Annotated in this window: 11 protein-coding genes, 10 tRNA genes, 3 rRNA genes and 1 other RNA gene; all 25 read right to left on the bottom strand. The window is 47.9% G+C overall.

Going from position 1 to position 17,705, the window contains the following annotated elements; translation table 11 throughout:
• Positions 1-79 precede the first annotated feature (79 nt).
• The 25 genes from MHI48_RS00735 to fba all read right to left on the bottom strand — a co-directional run bounded on the left by MHI48_RS00735 (position 80) and on the right by fba (position 17,502).
• Positions 80-1,297, bottom strand: a complete 1,218-nt coding sequence (locus MHI48_RS00735) for a helix-turn-helix domain-containing protein (RefSeq protein WP_143781510.1) — start codon at positions 1,295-1,297, stop codon at positions 80-82.
• A gap of 120 nt (positions 1,298-1,417) precedes the next feature.
• A tRNA-Lys gene (locus MHI48_RS00730) sits at positions 1,418-1,490 on the bottom strand.
• 7 nt (positions 1,491-1,497) lie between these two features.
• Positions 1,498-1,583: transfer RNA gene (locus MHI48_RS00725), tRNA-Tyr, on the bottom strand.
• A gap of 12 nt (positions 1,584-1,595) precedes the next feature.
• Positions 1,596-1,668, bottom strand: a tRNA-Phe gene (locus MHI48_RS00720).
• A 21-nt stretch (positions 1,669-1,689) separates the two neighbouring features.
• A tRNA-Asp gene (locus MHI48_RS00715) sits at positions 1,690-1,767 on the bottom strand.
• A 9-nt stretch (positions 1,768-1,776) separates the two neighbouring features.
• Positions 1,777-1,852: transfer RNA gene (locus MHI48_RS00710), tRNA-Thr, on the bottom strand.
• Between the two features lie 5 nt (positions 1,853-1,857).
• Positions 1,858-1,933 (bottom strand) — tRNA-Val (locus tag MHI48_RS00705).
• A 9-nt stretch (positions 1,934-1,942) separates the two neighbouring features.
• Positions 1,943-2,019: transfer RNA gene (locus tag MHI48_RS00700), tRNA-Met, on the bottom strand.
• A 43-nt stretch (positions 2,020-2,062) separates the two neighbouring features.
• A tRNA-Ser gene (locus MHI48_RS00695) sits at positions 2,063-2,154 on the bottom strand.
• Positions 2,155-2,235: 81 nt separating this feature from the next.
• Positions 2,236-5,163: ribosomal RNA gene (locus tag MHI48_RS00690) — 23S ribosomal RNA — on the bottom strand.
• A 206-nt stretch (positions 5,164-5,369) separates the two neighbouring features.
• A tRNA-Ala gene (locus MHI48_RS00685) sits at positions 5,370-5,445 on the bottom strand.
• A gap of 22 nt (positions 5,446-5,467) precedes the next feature.
• Positions 5,468-5,544, bottom strand: a tRNA-Ile gene (locus MHI48_RS00680).
• Between the two features lie 36 nt (positions 5,545-5,580).
• Positions 5,581-5,697: ribosomal RNA gene (rrf, locus tag MHI48_RS00675) — 5S ribosomal RNA — on the bottom strand.
• A 106-nt stretch (positions 5,698-5,803) separates the two neighbouring features.
• Positions 5,804-7,356: ribosomal RNA gene (locus tag MHI48_RS00670) — 16S ribosomal RNA — on the bottom strand.
• Together the 16S, 23S and 5S rRNA genes with 10 tRNA genes alongside form the textbook arrangement of a ribosomal RNA operon.
• A 347-nt stretch (positions 7,357-7,703) precedes the next feature.
• Positions 7,704-7,973 carry a pro-sigmaK processing inhibitor BofA family protein gene (locus tag MHI48_RS00665; RefSeq protein WP_036607241.1) on the bottom strand — a complete coding sequence of 90 codons (270 nt, stop codon included), beginning with the start codon at positions 7,971-7,973 and terminating at the stop codon, positions 7,704-7,706.
• 34 nt (positions 7,974-8,007) lie between these two features.
• A complete protein-coding gene (locus MHI48_RS00660; RefSeq protein ID WP_353884268.1) occupies positions 8,008-8,283 on the bottom strand; it encodes a DUF2508 family protein in 276 nt (91 codons plus the stop codon).
• 185 nt (positions 8,284-8,468) lie between these two features.
• Complete coding sequence (gene recR / locus MHI48_RS00655; protein WP_036607246.1) at positions 8,469-9,068, bottom strand: recombination mediator RecR; 600 nt, start codon at positions 9,066-9,068, stop codon at positions 8,469-8,471.
• Between the two features lie 36 nt (positions 9,069-9,104).
• Entirely contained in the window at positions 9,105-9,416 is a 312-nt protein-coding gene (locus MHI48_RS00650; RefSeq protein ID WP_036607248.1) for a YbaB/EbfC family nucleoid-associated protein, read from the bottom strand.
• A gap of 41 nt (positions 9,417-9,457) precedes the next feature.
• Complete coding sequence (dnaX, locus tag MHI48_RS00645; protein WP_405142732.1) at positions 9,458-11,203, bottom strand: DNA polymerase III subunit gamma/tau; 1,746 nt, start codon at positions 11,201-11,203, stop codon at positions 9,458-9,460.
• Positions 11,204-11,377: 174 nt separating this feature from the next.
• Positions 11,378-11,645: signal recognition particle sRNA large type (gene ffs / locus MHI48_RS00640), an RNA gene on the bottom strand.
• A gap of 139 nt (positions 11,646-11,784) precedes the next feature.
• Entirely contained in the window at positions 11,785-11,982 is a 198-nt protein-coding gene (gene rpmE, locus MHI48_RS00635; protein WP_036607255.1) for a 50S ribosomal protein L31, read from the bottom strand.
• 102 nt (positions 11,983-12,084) lie between these two features.
• Positions 12,085-13,359, bottom strand: a complete 1,275-nt coding sequence (locus tag MHI48_RS00630) for a radical SAM protein (protein ID WP_036607256.1) — start codon at positions 13,357-13,359, stop codon at positions 12,085-12,087.
• A gap of 96 nt (positions 13,360-13,455) precedes the next feature.
• The gene (rho, locus tag MHI48_RS00625) at positions 13,456-14,781 is read right to left on the bottom strand and encodes a transcription termination factor Rho (RefSeq protein ID WP_036607258.1); all 1,326 of its coding nucleotides are present in this window, start codon (positions 14,779-14,781) and stop codon (positions 13,456-13,458) included.
• 465 nt (positions 14,782-15,246) lie between these two features.
• On the bottom strand, positions 15,247-16,500 hold the full coding sequence (locus tag MHI48_RS00620; RefSeq protein ID WP_036607261.1) for a UDP-N-acetylglucosamine 1-carboxyvinyltransferase: 1,254 nt from the start codon (positions 16,498-16,500) through the stop codon (positions 15,247-15,249).
• 147 nt (positions 16,501-16,647) lie between these two features.
• Positions 16,648-17,502 carry a class II fructose-1,6-bisphosphate aldolase gene (fba, locus tag MHI48_RS00615; RefSeq protein WP_036607263.1) on the bottom strand — a complete coding sequence of 285 codons (855 nt, stop codon included), beginning with the start codon at positions 17,500-17,502 and terminating at the stop codon, positions 16,648-16,650.
• Positions 17,503-17,705: the final 203 nt, after the last annotated feature.

Below are 17,705 nucleotides of genomic sequence, written 5' to 3'. Positions count from 1 at the left end.
TTTGTAATCGAATACAATTTGTATTTTTATAATACCCTATCTACGTGAGGTTTGACTATTCGCAAACTGCACAAAAATATCAATGCTTTTTCGTCACTTTGTACATTAGTAGTAAAAACTGCACTAGAACGGCACTTTCGAAGTGCCTCACATCATAGCCAATCTCCTGTTTGATCTTGTCCAGGCGGTATACCAACGTATTACGATGAATGAAAAGTCGTTTCGCTGTCTCGCTGACATTACAGTCCAGGCTAAAAAAAGTCTCCAGCGTAGCAAGTGTCTCACTGTCATTGAAGATTACCGTGTCTTTACCAGTTTCCTTTATAAAACGTATACGTTGATCATCTGGAATGCTCGCTACCAACCTCTCCAGGTGAAGATCCCATGGGAGATGAATATGCTGCGTAACATGGAATGCTCTCCCTAAGTGAACACTCTCTCTAAGAAGAGTTGTGACCGATACAAGTTGTTGCGCAGGAATGCATGGCAGAGATGCAGACAGATGGAACACCCCAGCCCACTCACTGGCAACCAATTCATGCAACCCCAGACAAAAAGCGTTCAGTGAATCCTTTTTGGCTTCCGTTGTATCTTCTTCGGCTTCTTCAGTAACAATTTCTTTATCACCCATGAAAATCCACTCTTGCTCCCCCAAAGGAATCAAGACAATTTCCTCGCCAAAGTAACTCTCAAGCAACTTGTTGAGTTCCTTGGACCGTAAACGATGTGCATCCGGTGTATCGCCTTGCAGCAAGAAGAGAATCTTCTCAGCATTTAATCCTGCGGGCACCACAAAGCGATCAGGAACCGCTTCAGATTCCTGCTTGGTTGGTTCTTCGATCTGCTCTTTAAGCCAGAGACCCAATTCAGTCAAATACTGCTCCCTATCATTCTCATATACAACAGGTTGTACCTCATCGGGTAGAGCCGTGTTAGTGCGGATCAAAAGCTCAATCAATTGTCGTGTTTCTACGGTAATTGATTTTGCAGGGCATCCCCAACACACGACAGTTTCTTCTTGCTCATTCATCCGAACCTTAAAAAATATACGCTTTCCCGTATTCAAACTGATTACATCGGATGAAATTGGAGATGCAGATTGATCAGATAACTCCTGACACTCACCTTCATCACCAAAGGTCTCTAAATTTTCATGATTACCAACTAGATTGGCAACAGATTGCATCCATTCTTCTATTGTAATTTCATATTCGTCCAAATTTGTGCCTATAATGACTTCAATTTGCTGTTTTAGATCAGGTATGAGCTTCATATAATGAACGTCACCACTCTGCATGTTTTCTATTAGTTTATCATATCTTGCCCAGCATTAATAAATATCCATATTGAGCTAAAATTACATAACAAAAAAAGAGCAACTAATCAAATTAATGATTAATCACTCTTTTCTTAAAGATGAGTCATGAAGGGCTCGAACCTTCGACACCCTGATTAAAAGTCAGGTGCTCTACCAACTGAGCTAATGACTCATAAAACTGGTGGAGGATGATGGATTCGAACCACCGAACCCGTACGGGAGCAGATTTACAGTCTGATGCGTTTGGCCACTTCGCTAATCCTCCAGGGATTAAAGGTGGCTCGGGACGGAATCGAACCGCCGACACGAGGATTTTCAGTCCTCTGCTCTACCGACTGAGCTACCGAGCCATATTTAATTTTTAGGATTAATGGCGGAACCGACGGGATTCGAACCCGCGATCTCCTGCGTGACAGGCAGGCATGTTAGGCCAACTACACCACGGTTCCAGGCATTAATGGTGCCGGCGAGAGGACTTGAACCCCCAACCTACTGATTACAAGTCAGTTGCTCTACCAGTTGAGCTACACCGGCGTATATGGTGGAGGCTGAGGGGATCGAACCCCCGACCCTCTGCTTGTAAGGCAGATGCTCTCCCAGCTGAGCTAAGCCTCCTGGGTAATATGGTAGCGGCGGAGGGGATCGAACCCCCGACCTTACGGGTATGAACCGTACGCTCTAGCCAGCTGAGCTACACCGCCATATTAATTGTGTCTTGATTGCTTGTCCATCTTTAGGTAAAGATGGCGGAGAGAGAGGGATTCGAACCCTCGCACCGCTTACGCAGTCTAACCCCTTAGCAGAGGGTCCCCTTATAGCCACTTGGGTATCTCTCCAAATAAAAATCATCAACATCATTCAAGGATTGCTCCCTGAAAACTAGATTCGAAACGAAACATGCGATTTAGAACTTGCTATTGGATAAGCCCTCGACCGATTAGTACTGGTCAGCTCCATGCATTGCTGCACTTCCACCCCCAGCCTATCTACCTCGTCGTCTTCAAGGGGTCTTACATACTGGGAAATCTCATCTTGAGGGGGGCTTCACGCTTAGATGCTTTCAGCGTTTATCCCGTCCGTACATAGCTACCCAGCGGTGCTCCTGGCGGAACAACTGGTACACCAGCGGTACGTCCATCCCGGTCCTCTCGTACTAAGGACAGCTCCTCTCAAATTTCCTACGCCCACGACAGATAGGGACCGAACTGTCTCACGACGTTCTGAACCCAGCTCGCGTACCGCTTTAATGGGCGAACAGCCCAACCCTTGGGACCTACTTCAGCCCCAGGATGCGATGAGCCGACATCGAGGTGCCAAACCTCCCCGTCGATGTGGACTCTTGGGGGAGATAAGCCTGTTATCCCCAGGGTAGCTTTTATCCGTTGAGCGATGGCCCTTCCATGCGGTACCACCGGATCACTAAGCCCGACTTTCGTCCCTGCTCGACTTGTAGGTCTCGCAGTCAAGCTCCCTTATGCCTTTGCACTCTTCGAATGATTTCCAACCATTCTGAGGGAACCTTTGGGCGCCTCCGTTACTCTTTAGGAGGCGACCGCCCCAGTCAAACTGCCCACCTGACACTGTCCCCGCACCGGATTACGGTACCAGGTTAGAACCTAGATACGATCAGGGTGGTATCCCAACGTTGCCTCCACGCAAGCTGGCGCTCACGTTTCAAAGGCTCCCACCTATCCTGTACAGATCGTACCCAAATTCAATATCAAGCTGCAGTAAAGCTCCATGGGGTCTTTCCGTCTTGTCGCGGGTAACCTGCATCTTCACAGGTATTAAAATTTCACCGGATCTCTCGTTGAGACAGCGCCCAAGTCGTTACGCCATTCGTGCGGGTCAGAATTTACCTGACAAGGAATTTCGCTACCTTAGGACCGTTATAGTTACGGCCGCCGTTTACTGGGGCTTCGGTTCACAGCTTCGGGATTGCTCCCTAACCACTCCCCTTAACCTTCCAGCACCGGGCAGGCGTCAGCCCGTATACTTCGCCTTACGGCTTCGCACAGACCTGTGTTTTTGCTAAACAGTCGCTTGGGCCTTTTCACTGCGGCCCCCTCGTGCTATTCACACTACCGGGGCACCCCTTCTCCCGAAGTTACGGGGTCATTTTGCCGAGTTCCTTAACGAGAGTTCTTCCGCGCGCCTTAGAATACTCTTCTCGCCTACCTGTGTCGGTTTGCGGTACGGGCACCATCACCTGGCTAGAGGCTTTTCTTGGCAGTGTGAGATCATGACCTTCGCTACTATAATTTTCGCTCCCCATCACAGCTCAGCCTTACAATGTGCGGATTTGCCTACACATCAGCCTTACTGCTTAGACGGACATCCATCAGTCCGCGTCACTACCCTACTGCGTCCCCCCATTGCTCATAACGGCTTACGGTGGTACAGGAATTTCGACCTGTTGTCCTTCGACTACGCCTTTCGGCCTCGCCTTAGGTCCCGACTTACCCTGAGCGGACGAGCCTTCCTCAGGAACCCTTAGGCTTTCGGCGGATCAGATTCTCACTGATCTTTTCGTTACTCATACCGGCATTCTCACTTGTATAATGTCCAGCGCTCCTTACGGTACACCTTCAACCCTTATACAACGCTCCCCTACCCCTGATGCAAAGCATCAAGCCATAGCTTCGGTGGTGTGTTTAGCCCCGTTACATTTTCGGCGCAGAGTCACTCGACCAGTGAGCTATTACGCACTCTTTCAATGATGGCTGCTTCTAAGCCAACATCCTGGTTGTCTGTGCAACTCCACATCCTTTCCCACTTAACACACACTTGGGGACCTTAGCTGATGGTCTGGGCTGTTTCCCTTTTGACAATGGATCTTAGCACTCACTGTCTGACTCCCGGAAGTAAGTCTATGGCATTCGGAGTTTGACTGAGCTTGGTAACCCTTGCGGGCCCCGCACCCAATCAGTGCTCTACCTCCACGACTCTGTTTTCCGAGGCTAGCCCTAAAGCTATTTCGGGGAGAACCAGCTATCTCCGAGTTCGATTGGAATTTCTCCGCTACCCCCACCTCATCCCCGCATTTTTCAACATGCGTGGGTTCGGGCCTCCAGTGCGTGTTACCGCACCTTCACCCTGGACAGGGGTAGATCACCCGGTTTCGGGTCTACGTCCACGTACTAAGTCGCCCTATTCAGACTCGCTTTCGCTGCGGCTCCGGCTCTTCACCTTAACCTTGCACGGGAACGTAACTCGCCGGTTCATTCTACAAAAGGCACGCCATCACCCCTAAAACGGGCTCTGACTTTTTGTAAGCACACGGTTTCAGGTTCTATTTCACTCCCCTTCCGGGGTGCTTTTCACCTTTCCCTCACGGTACTGCTTCACTATCGGTCGCTAGGAAGTATTTAGCCTTGGCAGATGGTCCTGCCGGATTCATACGGGGTTTCACGTGCCCCGCACTACTCGGGATCCGTCTCGGAGGGAACAGACTTTCAACTACAGGGCTTTTACCTTCTTTGGCGGGCCTTTCCAGACCTCTTCGCTTAACCGGTTCCTTTGTAACTCCATGTGAGACGTCCCACAACCCCAAAGAGCAAGCTCTTTGGTTTGGGCTTCTCCGCGTTCGCTCGCCGCTACTGACGGAATCACTATTGTTTTCTCTTCCTCAGGGTACTTAGATGTTTCAGTTCCCCTGGTATGCCTCTACACAACCTATGTATTCAGTTGTGAGTAACTGGAAATTACCCCAGCTGGGTTTCCCCATTCGGACACCCCCGGATCAAAGCTTGCTTACAGCTCCCCGAGGCAGTTTCGTTGTTCGCCACGTCCTTCATCGGCTCCTAGCGCCTAGGCATCCTCCGTGTGCTCTTAGTAGCTTAACCATTTTGTTCCGGTTTCGGTCGCTCGCTTCCCTTGTTTTGCTTGCGCAAAGCCAAAAGTCGCTCTCACCCGATACCCTCACAAAAGCAATTTAACTACCTTTATACACTTGACTTGTTTGCACAAGTTCAGCTTAAAGGAATGTTCTAATTCGCGTTTGTTTCGTTTCGATATCTAGTTTTCAAAGAACAAACTTGTAAAACATTTTTGGTGGAGCCAAGCGGGATCGAACCGCTGACCTCCTGCTTGCAAGGCAGGCGCTCTCCCAGCTGAGCTATGGCCCCATATAAATTTCAAAGGTATAGATGGTGGGCCCTGGTGGACTCGAACCACCGGCCTCACCCTTATCAGAGGTGCGCTCTAACCAACTGAGCTAAGGGCCCACATTACATATACTATTTGAACCCAAAATGGGTTACGCTTGGCGGCGTTCTACTCTCCCAGGACCCTGCGGTCCAAGTACCATCGACGCTGAAGGGCTTAACGGTCGTGTTCGGGATGGGAACGTGTGGAACCCCTTCGCTATCGCCACCAAACGTTTGAGAGTTTAAGCTCTCAAAACTGAGCAACGAGTGAGTAACTAGCCGACCTGGCTAGATTTTGTATTTGAATGTTTCCGTTGCAGGAAACGATTCTCCATAGAAAGGAGGTGATCCAGCCGCACCTTCCGATACGGCTACCTTGTTACGACTTCACCCCAATCATCTATCCCACCTTCGGCGGCTGGCTCCTTGCGGTTACCCCACCGACTTCGGGTGTTATAAACTCTCGTGGTGTGACGGGCGGTGTGTACAAGACCCGGGAACGTATTCACCGCGGCATGCTGATCCGCGATTACTAGCAATTCCGACTTCATGCAGGCGAGTTGCAGCCTGCAATCCGAACTGAGACCGGCTTTGTTGGGATTGGCTCCATCTCGCGATTTCGCAGCCCGTTGTACCGGCCATTGTAGTACGTGTGTAGCCCAGGTCATAAGGGGCATGATGATTTGACGTCATCCCCACCTTCCTCCGGTTTGTCACCGGCAGTCTATCTAGAGTGCCCACCCGAAGTGCTGGCAACTAAATATAAGGGTTGCGCTCGTTGCGGGACTTAACCCAACATCTCACGACACGAGCTGACGACAACCATGCACCACCTGTCTCCTCTGTCCCGAAGGAAAGATACATCTCTGCATCGATCAGAGGGATGTCAAGACCTGGTAAGGTTCTTCGCGTTGCTTCGAATTAAACCACATACTCCACTGCTTGTGCGGGTCCCCGTCAATTCCTTTGAGTTTCAGTCTTGCGACCGTACTCCCCAGGCGGAGTGCTTAATGTGTTAACTTCGGCACCAAGGGTATCGAAACCCCTAACACCTAGCACTCATCGTTTACGGCGTGGACTACCAGGGTATCTAATCCTGTTTGCTCCCCACGCTTTCGCGCCTCAGCGTCAGTTACAGCCCAGAGAGTCGCCTTCGCCACTGGTGTTCCTCCACATATCTACGCATTTCACCGCTACACGTGGAATTCCACTCTCCTCTTCTGCACTCAAGTCACCCAGTTTCCAGTGCGATCCGGGGTTGAGCCCCGGGATTAAACACCAGACTTAAATGACCGCCTGCGCGCGCTTTACGCCCAATAATTCCGGACAACGCTTGCCCCCTACGTATTACCGCGGCTGCTGGCACGTAGTTAGCCGGGGCTTTCTTCTCAGGTACCGTCACCTTGAGAGCAGTTACTCTCCCAAGCGTTCTTCCCTGGCAACAGAGCTTTACGATCCGAAAACCTTCATCACTCACGCGGCATTGCTCCGTCAGGCTTTCGCCCATTGCGGAAGATTCCCTACTGCTGCCTCCCGTAGGAGTCTGGGCCGTGTCTCAGTCCCAGTGTGGCCGATCACCCTCTCAGGTCGGCTACGCATCGTCGCCTTGGTGAGCCGTTACCTCACCAACTAGCTAATGCGCCGCAGGCCCATCCCCAAGTGACAGATTGCTCCGTCTTTCCAGTTTCCTTCAGGCGAAGAAAACAACTATTCGGTATTAGCTACCGTTTCCGGTAGTTGTCCCAAACTTGAGGGCAGGTTGCCTACGTGTTACTCACCCGTCCGCCGCTAACTATCAGAGAAGCAAGCTTCTCTGATAGTCCGCTCGACTTGCATGTATTAGGCATGCCGCCAGCGTTCGTCCTGAGCCAGGATCAAACTCTCCAATAAAGTATTGAAAGAGCGATAAGCTCATTTTGAATCTGACGAGATTAAAAATCTCATTTGCGCTCCAGCCGATTCAAGCCAAGGCTTGTCTCAAACTTTCGCGTTCATTCTGCAAGCAGAATGTTTACTCACTCGTTGTTCAGTTTTCAAAGATCAAACTCGTTTTTTTGTCACCATTTTCTCTCAGCGGCGACTTTTATAATATATCATACTTCGTTCGTTTTGGTCAAGTATTTTTTTGAAATTATTTTTCGAAGTTCGCAATGAACTCCTTCATTTCATCTAAAGCATCTAACCAAGCAAGCAAAGCAACGAGATATAATGTACCATATAAATATCCTGCGAGTCAACTACCCGAACAAAGAAATTTTCAACCCTAATAATAGCCCCACACCTGGCAATCCCAAAACAGTTACAGTCCCTATCGTCGCAGGGTTCAGCGGGATGTAGGTTCCTGTAATCCAGCCGGAATAATTCACGATATATATCCCTACTGCAGCCAGCACCAGATGAATTCCAAATGACGTGAAAAACGATAACCCTATCCGCTTTCTGAATAAAATAACGATAAGCCCCAGTAACGATATAACCAATACACTTCCCAGTATGATACTCTTCATATGTTACACCTCCGTGTTTAATGTAAACGCGACTCTACATACTAACCCCTCGTTGTGATGTAACATCACCATTAGCTCTGGCTCGCTTTGCTCTTCTCAAGTGGATCTGGTACTTCCGCTCAGCTGCCTCCAATACATAAATGGCATAATCAATCTCATCCTGCCCCTGTGCATCTTCAAACTGTCTCATAGCCCGTTCCCATTCCTGCTTAGCCATCTGAATATCTGCATAGATCTGATCCGCCTCAAGTTCCTTCAACATTCTGTTGTGTTTCTCTACCGAGTTCCGTGTATTTCGCCACAAAAACATAAACTCTCCCCCTCCTGATCAGCACAGCATATTCTCATACTTATCAGGGAAAGGACAAACTTAGAACTCGAGCATTCATTTTCTTCACAAAAAAAAGAGAGCCATAAGGCTCTCTTTGCATATCGAAACTTATTTAGCATCCAAAGTTTCCAAGGAAGTCCGCTGCGTAATACAAATTGATCACACTAACGCATCTCCCTGCGCCCTTCCAACGCTTTGGAAAGGGTCACTTCATCCGCATACTCAAGATCGCCACCTACAGGCAATCCATGCGCAATACGAGTCACACTGATCTCAAACGGACGCACCAACCGGGAGATATACATCGCTGTAGCCTCACCCTCAATGTTGGGGTTTGTTGCCAAGATGATCTCTTTTATACGTTCATCACTTAATCGAACCAAGAGTTCCTTCAAACGAATATCGTCTGGGCCAATTCCCTCCATAGGTGAAATCGCGCCCTGTAACACATGATAGTACCCATCGAATTCCTTGGTACGCTCCATGGCCACCAGATCTTTCGAATCCTGAACTACACAGATTACAGAGACATCCCTGGACTTATCCTGACAGATGCGACACGGGTCCGTATCAGTGATATTACAACATACAGAACAGTAATGAAGATTACGCTTCACACTTACGAGCGCTTTGGCAAAATCGATAACGTCATCTTCCTTCATGTTAAGCACATGAAAAGCTAAACGCGCTGCCGTCTTGGGACCCACACCCGGCAACCGGGTGAAGGCATCAATCAGCTTGGCTATTGGTTCGGGATAATACAATCGATTGTGTCTCCTTTGACAGGATCAATTTTTTAATTAAAATAATCCCGGAATATTCATGCCGCCTGTGAACTTACCCATATCCTTGTTGGCAATCTCATCGGCTTTGGCCATTGCATCATTAACAGCTGTCATAACGAGATCTTGCAACATTTCAACATCTTCCGGATCTACCGCTTCAGGTTTGATCGTGATAGCAAGCAATTTCTTGTGTCCGTTAACTTCAGCCGTCACTACACCGCCACCAGAAGTACCTTGGACTGTTTTGTCCGCCAGTTCCTCTTGTGCTTTCAGCATTTGCTCCTGCATTTTCTTCACTTGTTTCATCATTTGATTCATGTTGTTCATAATTGTTCATCTCCTTTGTTATGGTTATCGCGCTATGCGCATTATTCTTTGATCACTACAAGATCCTCACCAAAGAGTTGGATGGCTTCATCAATCCAAGGCTGTTTGTTGCCTGAACCGCCATCTTCATGCTCAGGTTCAAGCTTAAAGTCCTCCTTTGGCGCTTCAGAAGCTCCCTCCATTGCTCCGGTCCAATCTTTGAGCATCATCGTCACCAATCGTGCCGGACGCCCAAGTTGTTCGGACAACACCCGCTCAATGACTTCACGGTTAGCCTGCTTCTCCGTTGTTTCACGGTGAATGTTGTTTTTAAAAGCAACCAACACATTGTCTTCAAGCAATGATACTGGCTCACCATCCACAAACCAGGCATGAACGGTAACCCTCTCTTCCTTCACTCGTTGCAGGATCTGACTCCATTTTTTGCTGATATCTGCGAACTCAGGAGCTCCCTTGCGTGCAACATACTGATCCAACTGTGCAGGAAGCTTCGCAGGCGAATTGCCTCTCGATACAGGCGCTCTTGTTGCCGGACGAGACGGAGCACTCGATGCACCTTCTCCACCAGACAAACCACTTTTCAATGCACGATCCAACTTCTTCTCCAACTCAGCAAGCTGCTGCTTCAAGCGGTTGATCTCTCCCCCATCAGCAGGTGCTGCATGAGCTGAAGCTCCCACCTGAACAGAAGCCTCACCTTGAGCTGGAATACTACACAGTTTAAGCAATGCAACTTCAAATAATGTCTGTGGTTGTACTGCATATTTCATTTCACTCTGGTACCGATTAAGGGTGTCAATCATGTGGAATAGTTGTTCCCTGGTGAATGACTCCGCCATATCACGGAAAGACTCCGGATTAAGTACCCGGTCCGTCAGTTTATCTGCATCAGGTACCATCTTAATCATAAGCAAATCACGGAAATAATACAGTAAATTCTCCATGCACTTGTCTGCACTCTTTCCTTCATGCATGAAACCTTCAATCATCTGCAAAATATGACCAACATCACCTTTGAGCAGCGAGGCAGCCAGTTTGGCAAATTGCTCTGAAGCAATTCCTCCCGTCATGTCCATAACCTGCTGGTACGTTACTCGTCCATCCGTAAATGAAGAGATCTGATCCAGCACACTAAGTGCATCCCTCATTCCACCGTCCGATAACCGGGCAATGTATTGGAGCGCATCCTGGTCAGCTTCCATGCCTTCCTGTTCACAGATCAGTGTAAGTCTTGCTGTCTGCTCTTCCAGGGACACCCGACGAAAATCAAATCGCTGACAGCGCGATATAATGGTAGCCGGAAGGCGGTGCGGTTCCGTTGTTGCCAAAATAAACATCACATGTGGTGGTGGCTCTTCCAATGTTTTGAGCAAAGCATTGAATGCCTCCGTTGTCAGCATGTGCACTTCATCAATAATATAGACTTTCTGCCGGACTTCGGTTGGCGCATATTTAACCTTTTCCCGAAGATCACGAATTTCTTCAACGCCCCGATTGGATGCAGCATCAATCTCTTGCACATCCATCACAGCGCCAGTCGTAATTCTGCGGCAAGCTTCACACTCGTTACAAGGTTCAGGCGCAGGTCCACGTTCGCAGTTCACAGCTTTGGCCAAAATCTTGGCGGCACTTGTCTTTCCCGTTCCTCTGGGCCCGCTAAATAAGTAGGCATGGGAAGTCCGCTGTTCACGAATCGCGTTCTGCAAGGTCTGAATAATATGCTGTTGCCCCACCATATCTTGAAACGACTGGGGACGCCAAGCCCGGTATAACGCGATATGCTCCATGATGCGTTACCTTCCTTCCACTTCGCATTCGAGTCCTTTGTCGTTCCCCTATTATACTATATTCCAGGGTGAATCCAAACTTTATCTGACTCATTCATGCGTGGTTTATTAAGACATATCAAAAAGACCTCTGCATACATACAACTGCAAAGGTCTCTACATTTAAAAGGTAAGCCGTGCACCTGCTATCGATATTTGCGATCCAAGTGGCACCCCTGAACAATAGCTCGGGCTAGGCAACCCTCCGGCACAAGAGTGATCTCACTTATGGCTGCTTCCTTCCGGACCTGACCAGGTTCATGAGTACTCATTGCGGAGGACCCAACCGTCAACACCACGTTTAGGGACCAAACCTCACATCGGCAAAACCTCTAGCAGGAATTCAACCTCGCTATAGCGGATTGCGAGTTACAGGGCACCGCTACCTCCCCATCTAGCACGGTAAGAAATAGTATAACGTAAGGTTATCCAAATTGCAACCAGAGGAACGTGAATGCGACTTTGCTTACATATAAAAACCCCTGCCAGATCAGCAGGGGTGTGTTGGATGCAATTAGCAGACAACTCCAAGAATTGTCCAATTAGATTCCGTATTTCTTTTTGAAACGATCAACACGGCCGCCAGCATCGATAAACTTCTGTTTACCTGTGAAGAACGGGTGGCACGCGGAGCAAATCTCTACACGAAGTCCGTCTTTAACCGAACCTGTCTCAAAAGTATTCCCGCAAGCGCAAGATACTTGACCAATCGTGTAATTAGGATGAATTGCTTCTTTCATTACCTTTCACCTCTTTCCGCCCTGAGCCTCAAGCGGACCCAGAGTAAATGGCACAACCCTGAGATTATAACACGACCTTGCGCCTGTTGCAATCCATTATTGTTAAGAGGTAATCAACCGTTTTGGACGTGCCATTCCAGCGGGTGGAACATGGGTATACGATCCAATCACAACACCAGGCAACTCGTCTTCAAAAATCTCAATCATCTGCTTCATGCCCAAGATATCACCTTGAGCAGGAGGAATTAATTCCAGATAGCTCTCTGGATCAATATTGAGATTACGCATCTGAATCAAGCGTAGATCGGTTCTTCTTGCAAACTCAATCATCGCCTCAATCTCTTCTTCACGATCTGTTACGCCTGGGAAGATCAGATAGTTAATGGACGTGTATACACCCTGCTGCGCTGCGTATTTCATCGACTTCTCAACATTGGCTAAGGTATAACCACGTGGTTTATAGTAAGCGTTATAATGGTCATCCAGTGCACTAATTGTACTTACGCGCATCAGATCCAATCCAGCATCTACAATACCTCTAATGTGATCATTCAGACCGGCATTGGTATTAATGTTGATATACCCCATGTCCGTTACGGAACGCACTTCGCGAATCGCTTCAATAATCAGCTTGGCCTGCGTGGAAGGCTCCCCTTCACAACCTTGTCCAAAACTAATGATGGACTCCGGCGTCTTCAGGTGTTCCAGCATAACCTCCACAATCTCATCCACACGTGGTCGGAAGTTCATACGTGTCTGCGGGGAAACAAAGCCACTATCATCCGGTTGCTCGGAGATACACCCGAAACAGCCCGCATTGCAAGAATAGGATACCGGCACTCCACCTTCCCAACGATTCAGGAACGTGTTTGATGAAGTTAGACATTCATATCCAAGCGCACAGTTGGATAGATGGGTGTAAAGACGGTTCTCGGGGTATTGCTCCGTCAATCGTTTGACCCCGGAACGCACATCGTCACGATCACAGTTGAGTGGATTCCATTTTTCAGGACTATCCGACTTCGAAGCGGTGACATAGAAACCGCCATCTTTCCAGACTACTGCGGAATAGCCGAATAACGGCAATTTATACTCTTTATCCGTCTTCACATAACCAGGGAGACACAAACGAGTGAATCCCTGTGGAAGCAATGCACCTACAGCCTGTGTGTCTGATGGCATTGGCAACATCTCACCGGTGTCCGGGTCCATACCAATGGGCCGGGTACTCGGGAGTCCAACCAACGTTGCACCTTCTGGCAGAGGAATCAACTCATCCTCCATAATCTCCACGATCATATCTCCACTGCGGGCAAGCCCGTACAGGGAAGGATGATCAAATACATTACCTTTTTCATCTGCGTATACTAAATACATGATGTTCTCCTCACATCTAATGGGTTAAACCTAACGACGAGTGTATTGTAAAATTCACAGCAACGCTGTAAAAGTATGTTATTGGTCGAACGACACTTAAGTCGATGTACCTGACGTTGCTGTCTGTCTAGGTGAGCGACGGGTTGTTGTTGTACCCGAATTGCTTGTCGGGCTATTACCAGCCGAATCAAATGCGGCCAAAAACTCTGCATTTGTCTTGCTGTTACGAAGTTTTTTCAGGAATCCTTCAACAAAGTCATGGGAATCATTCATGTTTTTACGAATTGCCCAGATTGTATCCAACTCTTCCTTGCTCAGCAACACTTCTTCACGACGTGTACCCGAACGACGAATGTCGATCGCCGGGAATATGCGGCGCTCTGCCAGACGACGGTCCAGATGGAGCTCCATGTTACCTGTACCCTTAAACTCTTCATAAATGACGTCATCCATACGTGATCCCGTATCAATTAATGCCGTTGCCAGGATCGTCAAGCTTCCGCCTTCCTCCACATTCCGGGCAGAACCGAAGAAACGTTTCGGACGATGGAACGCAGCTGGATCAATACCACCACTAAGTGTACGACCGGATGGTGGAATAACCAGGTTATATGCACGGGCGAGACGCGTAATGCTATCCAGCAGGATAACAACATCTTTTTTGGCCTCAACCAGACGAAGCGCACGCTCAAGCACCAATTCCGCCACCTTGATATGATTCTCAGGCAGTTCATCAAATGTCGAAGCCACAACTTCCCCTTTTACCGAACGCGACATATCCGTTACTTCCTCTGGACGTTCATCAATCAACAGGACAAACAGTTCAATTTCAGGATTGTTAGTTGAGATGCTGTTGGCAATTTCTTTGAGGAGAAGCGTTTTACCCGCTTTGGGAGGTGCTACGATCAATCCGCGCTGTCCCAATCCTACCGGGGCGAGCACATCCATAATTCGTGTGGACAAATGGTTGGGGGATGTTTCGAGAACCAGTTTTTTCTGCGGATACAGTGGGGTTAGTGCCGGGAAGTGAAGTCGCTCTGCAGCCGCCGATGGATTCTCACCATTTACAGCGTTGACTTGCAACAAACCGAAGTATCTCTCGTTTTCCTTAGGCGTTCTACACTTACCTGATACGAGGTCACCTGTTCTTAGGTCAAACTTTCGAATCTGAGAAGCTGAGATGTAGATGTCTTCCGTACTTGGCAAGTAGTTGATCGGCCGAAGAAATCCGTAACCTTCAGGTAAAATCTCGAGTACGCCTTGCATGAACATCAGGCCACTCTGTTCTGCTTGTGCACGCAGTATAGCAAAGATTAATTCTTTCTTTTTTAACGTACCATAGTACGGTATCTGATATTTTTTGGCCAGTTTGTAGAGGTCCGTTAGTTTCATTTCTTCCAAATCGGAAATTTGTAGATCCATATAATAACCACCTATTCAATTAATAAGTCCGTGTGAAATGGATAGTTTCGCTAGATGTTCCGGCTATAGAGAGCGGCGTCTGCCACAATCCCTTCTGTCCATTGTACGGAATGTAACCGTTATAATGCAAATACTTGTCTTTGAGTGTAAGTTTCCGGGTGGGATGGCCAACATTCGGCAAGATCCGCTATTGAGTGAACGATGCATTGAGGCGATCAATCCGGATAGACCGGCTATGGAGCGCAGTTCAAACAAAACCGGGGGTTGGGGATGAGAAATGATGTTCTTACAGCCATATGAAGTTTATTTCAAAAAAAGACCCTCCGGTAAAGGAAACAGAAACATTTCGTCTTATGCCGGAGAGACTGAGAACTCTATTAAAACAGGTTTACCTAATCATCAAAAAGATATGCAGTTCAGTTAAAATAAACATGTGTAGGACTGAATCATGCATAATGCTTCCTATTAATCAGTTTCCCGCCATACATCTGCACCGAGCAGGCGCAGATTAGTCACCAGATGATCATAACCGCGGTCGATATATTCGACCCCCGTTACTTCAGTCACACCTTCACTGACGGTGAGACCTGCAATCACCAGCGCTGCTCCAGCGCGAAGATCGGATGCTTTTACTTTGGCCGCGTTTAATGCACTGCCTTCAATAATCGCTGACCGTCCTTCTACTCGAATCTTTGCACCCATCCGCACTAACTCAGGCACATGCTTGAATCGATTACTGTATACAAAGTCGCTCAGGACGCTCACACCAGTTGCCTGTGTCAAAACACTGGTCATTGGTGACTGTAGATCCGTTGGGAAACCAGGATATACAAGTGCCTTCACGTCCACATGGTTATAGCTTGGTTTACCAATGACACGTATACTTTCATCCAATTCCTCAATGCCAACACCCATTTCTAGCAGCTTTGCCGTTAAAGCTTCCAGATGTTTGGGAATCACATTGTCAATCAGAACATCTCCGCGCGTCGCCGCTGCAGCGATCATATACGTACCTGCTTGGATACGGTCCGGAATAATGGAATGACGGCAGCCTTTAAGCTCCGAGACCCCTTCAATACGGATCGTTTCGGTACCTGCACCCTTGATGCTGGCACCCATGGAATTCAGAAGTGTTGCTACATCTATAATCTCAGGCTCTTTAGCCGCGTTTTCGATAATTGTAGAGCCTTTGGCACGAGTAGCCGCCAGCATGATATTAATGGTTGCGCCGACACTGCTTACATCAAGATAGATTTTTGCTCCGCGCAGCTCTTTGGCATGCAAATGAATGGAGCCATGTTCGTTTGTTACGGTTGCGCCAAGCGCTTCAAACCCTTTGATATGTTGATCAATTGGACGAGGCTCAAAATTACAGCCCCCTGGTAAACCTATGGTCGCTTCTTTGAAACGCCCTAGCAATGCACCCATCATATAATACGAAGCACGAAGCTTCTTCACGGGACCATTCGGCATAGGAATGGATTTGATGTCAGAAGGGTCAATCTTCATCTGACTGCCTTCCCAAGTCACATGTGCTCCGAGTTCCTCCAAAATTTCTGCATAAACCGCCACGTCACTCAAAAGCGGCAGGTTGTCCAACACGACTTCTGACTCGGCAAGCAATGCTGCAGGAATAAGCGCAATGGCGCTGTTCTTGGCGCCGCTTATAGTTACAGTTCCCTGTAACGGACGTCCGCCACTAATCATCAATTTTTCCATAAAGCTTAATGTCCCCCTACGTGTTTTGCAGCCGATGAACGGCAATACGTGCTGTTGGCTTCCGATGTAGAAATAAGGTGTGAAAATGGAAAGACACCGGCTAGGCGGTGTTTTTCCATTTCACAGTATGGAACTGGTAAAGATAAATTACGCTTTGTTGTTAGAACCAAACTCGCGGATTTTACCTTTAACGGTTTCTTTAATTGCTTCACGGCCTGGTACGATGAATGTACGTGGATCGTAAGCGTCTGGTTTAGCTGCAAGCACTTCACGAACCACTCTTGCAAAAGCAATTTGGTTCTCTGTGTTTACGTTGATTTTGGACGTACCCAGAGAAATGGCTTTGTCGATGTCGTGTTTAGGAATACCTGTACCACCGTGCAATACGAGTGGAACTTGTACCGCGTCACGAACTTCTTCCATTTCTTTGAAGCCCAGGTTAGGCTCGCCATGGTAAGGACCGTGTACGGAACCAAGAGCTGGTGCCAATGTATCGATACCTGTTTCTTTAACGATACGGATACACTCGTTCAGGTCAGCGTACATGATACCGCCGATAACGTCGTCTTCTTGTCCGCCTACAGTACCTACTTCAGCTTCTACAGAAACGCCTTTAGCGTGTGCATATTCAACAACTTTTTTAGTCATTTCGATGTTCTCATCGATAGAGTGGTGGGAACCGTCGATCATTACGGATGTGAATCCAGCGTCGATCGCTTCTTTACACTTGTCGAAGCTTGAACCGTGGTCCAGGTGAATTGCAACTGGAACAGTGATTTTCATGTCGTGAATGAGTCCTTCTACCATTTTAACTACAGTGTAGAAGCCACCAATGTGACGTGCTGCGCCTTCGGATACACCCAAGATTACTGGGGATTTCTCTTCTTCAGCAGCACCAAGAATCGCTTGAGTCCACTCAAGGTTATTGATGTTGTATTGACCAACTGCATATTTTCCTTCAAGTGCTTTGTTCAACATGTCTGTCATAGATACTAATGGCATGGTTTCAATCCTCCTAGGGGTTTGGGTTGTGTCTATGGTTTTTAGCCGAAATCACATACGGGCTTATTATACCACATCCCATGTCAAATACTAAACAAGCATTTGCAAAAATGCTGTGCTTTGCAGCACAGTTTTCATAGACACCGCTTTATAACTTCCCCATTTCCAATATTCCCCGGATAAAGGAGTGAAATACCCCATTT

The organism is Paenibacillus sp. FSL H7-0942 (assembly GCF_045040715.1).
In the GTDB taxonomy this organism is placed as follows: domain Bacteria; phylum Bacillota; class Bacilli; order Paenibacillales; family Paenibacillaceae; genus Paenibacillus; species Paenibacillus amylolyticus.
This window is presented reverse-complemented; position numbering and strand designations above follow the sequence as displayed.

What these genes read in the sequence shown, in the direction of transcription:
- MHI48_RS00735 (WP_143781510.1), bottom strand. Translation starts at nt 1,297, where the DNA reads ATGCAGAGTGGTGACGTTCATTATATGAAGCTCATACCTGATCTAAAA.
- MHI48_RS00660 (WP_353884268.1), bottom strand. Translation starts at nt 8,283, where the DNA reads ATGTTTTTGTGGCGAAATACACGGAACTCGGTAGAGAAACACAACAGA.
- MHI48_RS00650 (WP_036607248.1), bottom strand. Translation starts at nt 9,416, where the DNA reads ATGAACAACATGAATCAAATGATGAAACAAGTGAAGAAAATGCAGGAG.
- MHI48_RS00630 (WP_036607256.1), bottom strand. Translation starts at nt 13,359, where the DNA reads ATGTATTTAGTATACGCAGATGAAAAAGGTAATGTATTTGATCATCCT.
- dnaX (WP_405142732.1), bottom strand. Translation starts at nt 11,203, where the DNA reads ATGGAGCATATCGCGTTATACCGGGCTTGGCGTCCCCAGTCGTTTCAA.
- rho (WP_036607258.1), bottom strand. Translation starts at nt 14,781, where the DNA reads ATGGATCTACAAATTTCCGATTTGGAAGAAATGAAACTAACGGACCTC.
- rpmE (WP_036607255.1), bottom strand. Translation starts at nt 11,982, where the DNA reads ATGAAAGAAGCAATTCATCCTAATTACACGATTGGTCAAGTATCTTGC.
- fba (WP_036607263.1), bottom strand. Translation starts at nt 17,502, where the DNA reads ATGCCATTAGTATCTATGACAGACATGTTGAACAAAGCACTTGAAGGA.
- MHI48_RS00620 (WP_036607261.1), bottom strand. Translation starts at nt 16,500, where the DNA reads ATGGAAAAATTGATGATTAGTGGCGGACGTCCGTTACAGGGAACTGTA.
- MHI48_RS00665 (WP_036607241.1), bottom strand. Translation starts at nt 7,973, where the DNA reads ATGAAGAGTATCATACTGGGAAGTGTATTGGTTATATCGTTACTGGGG.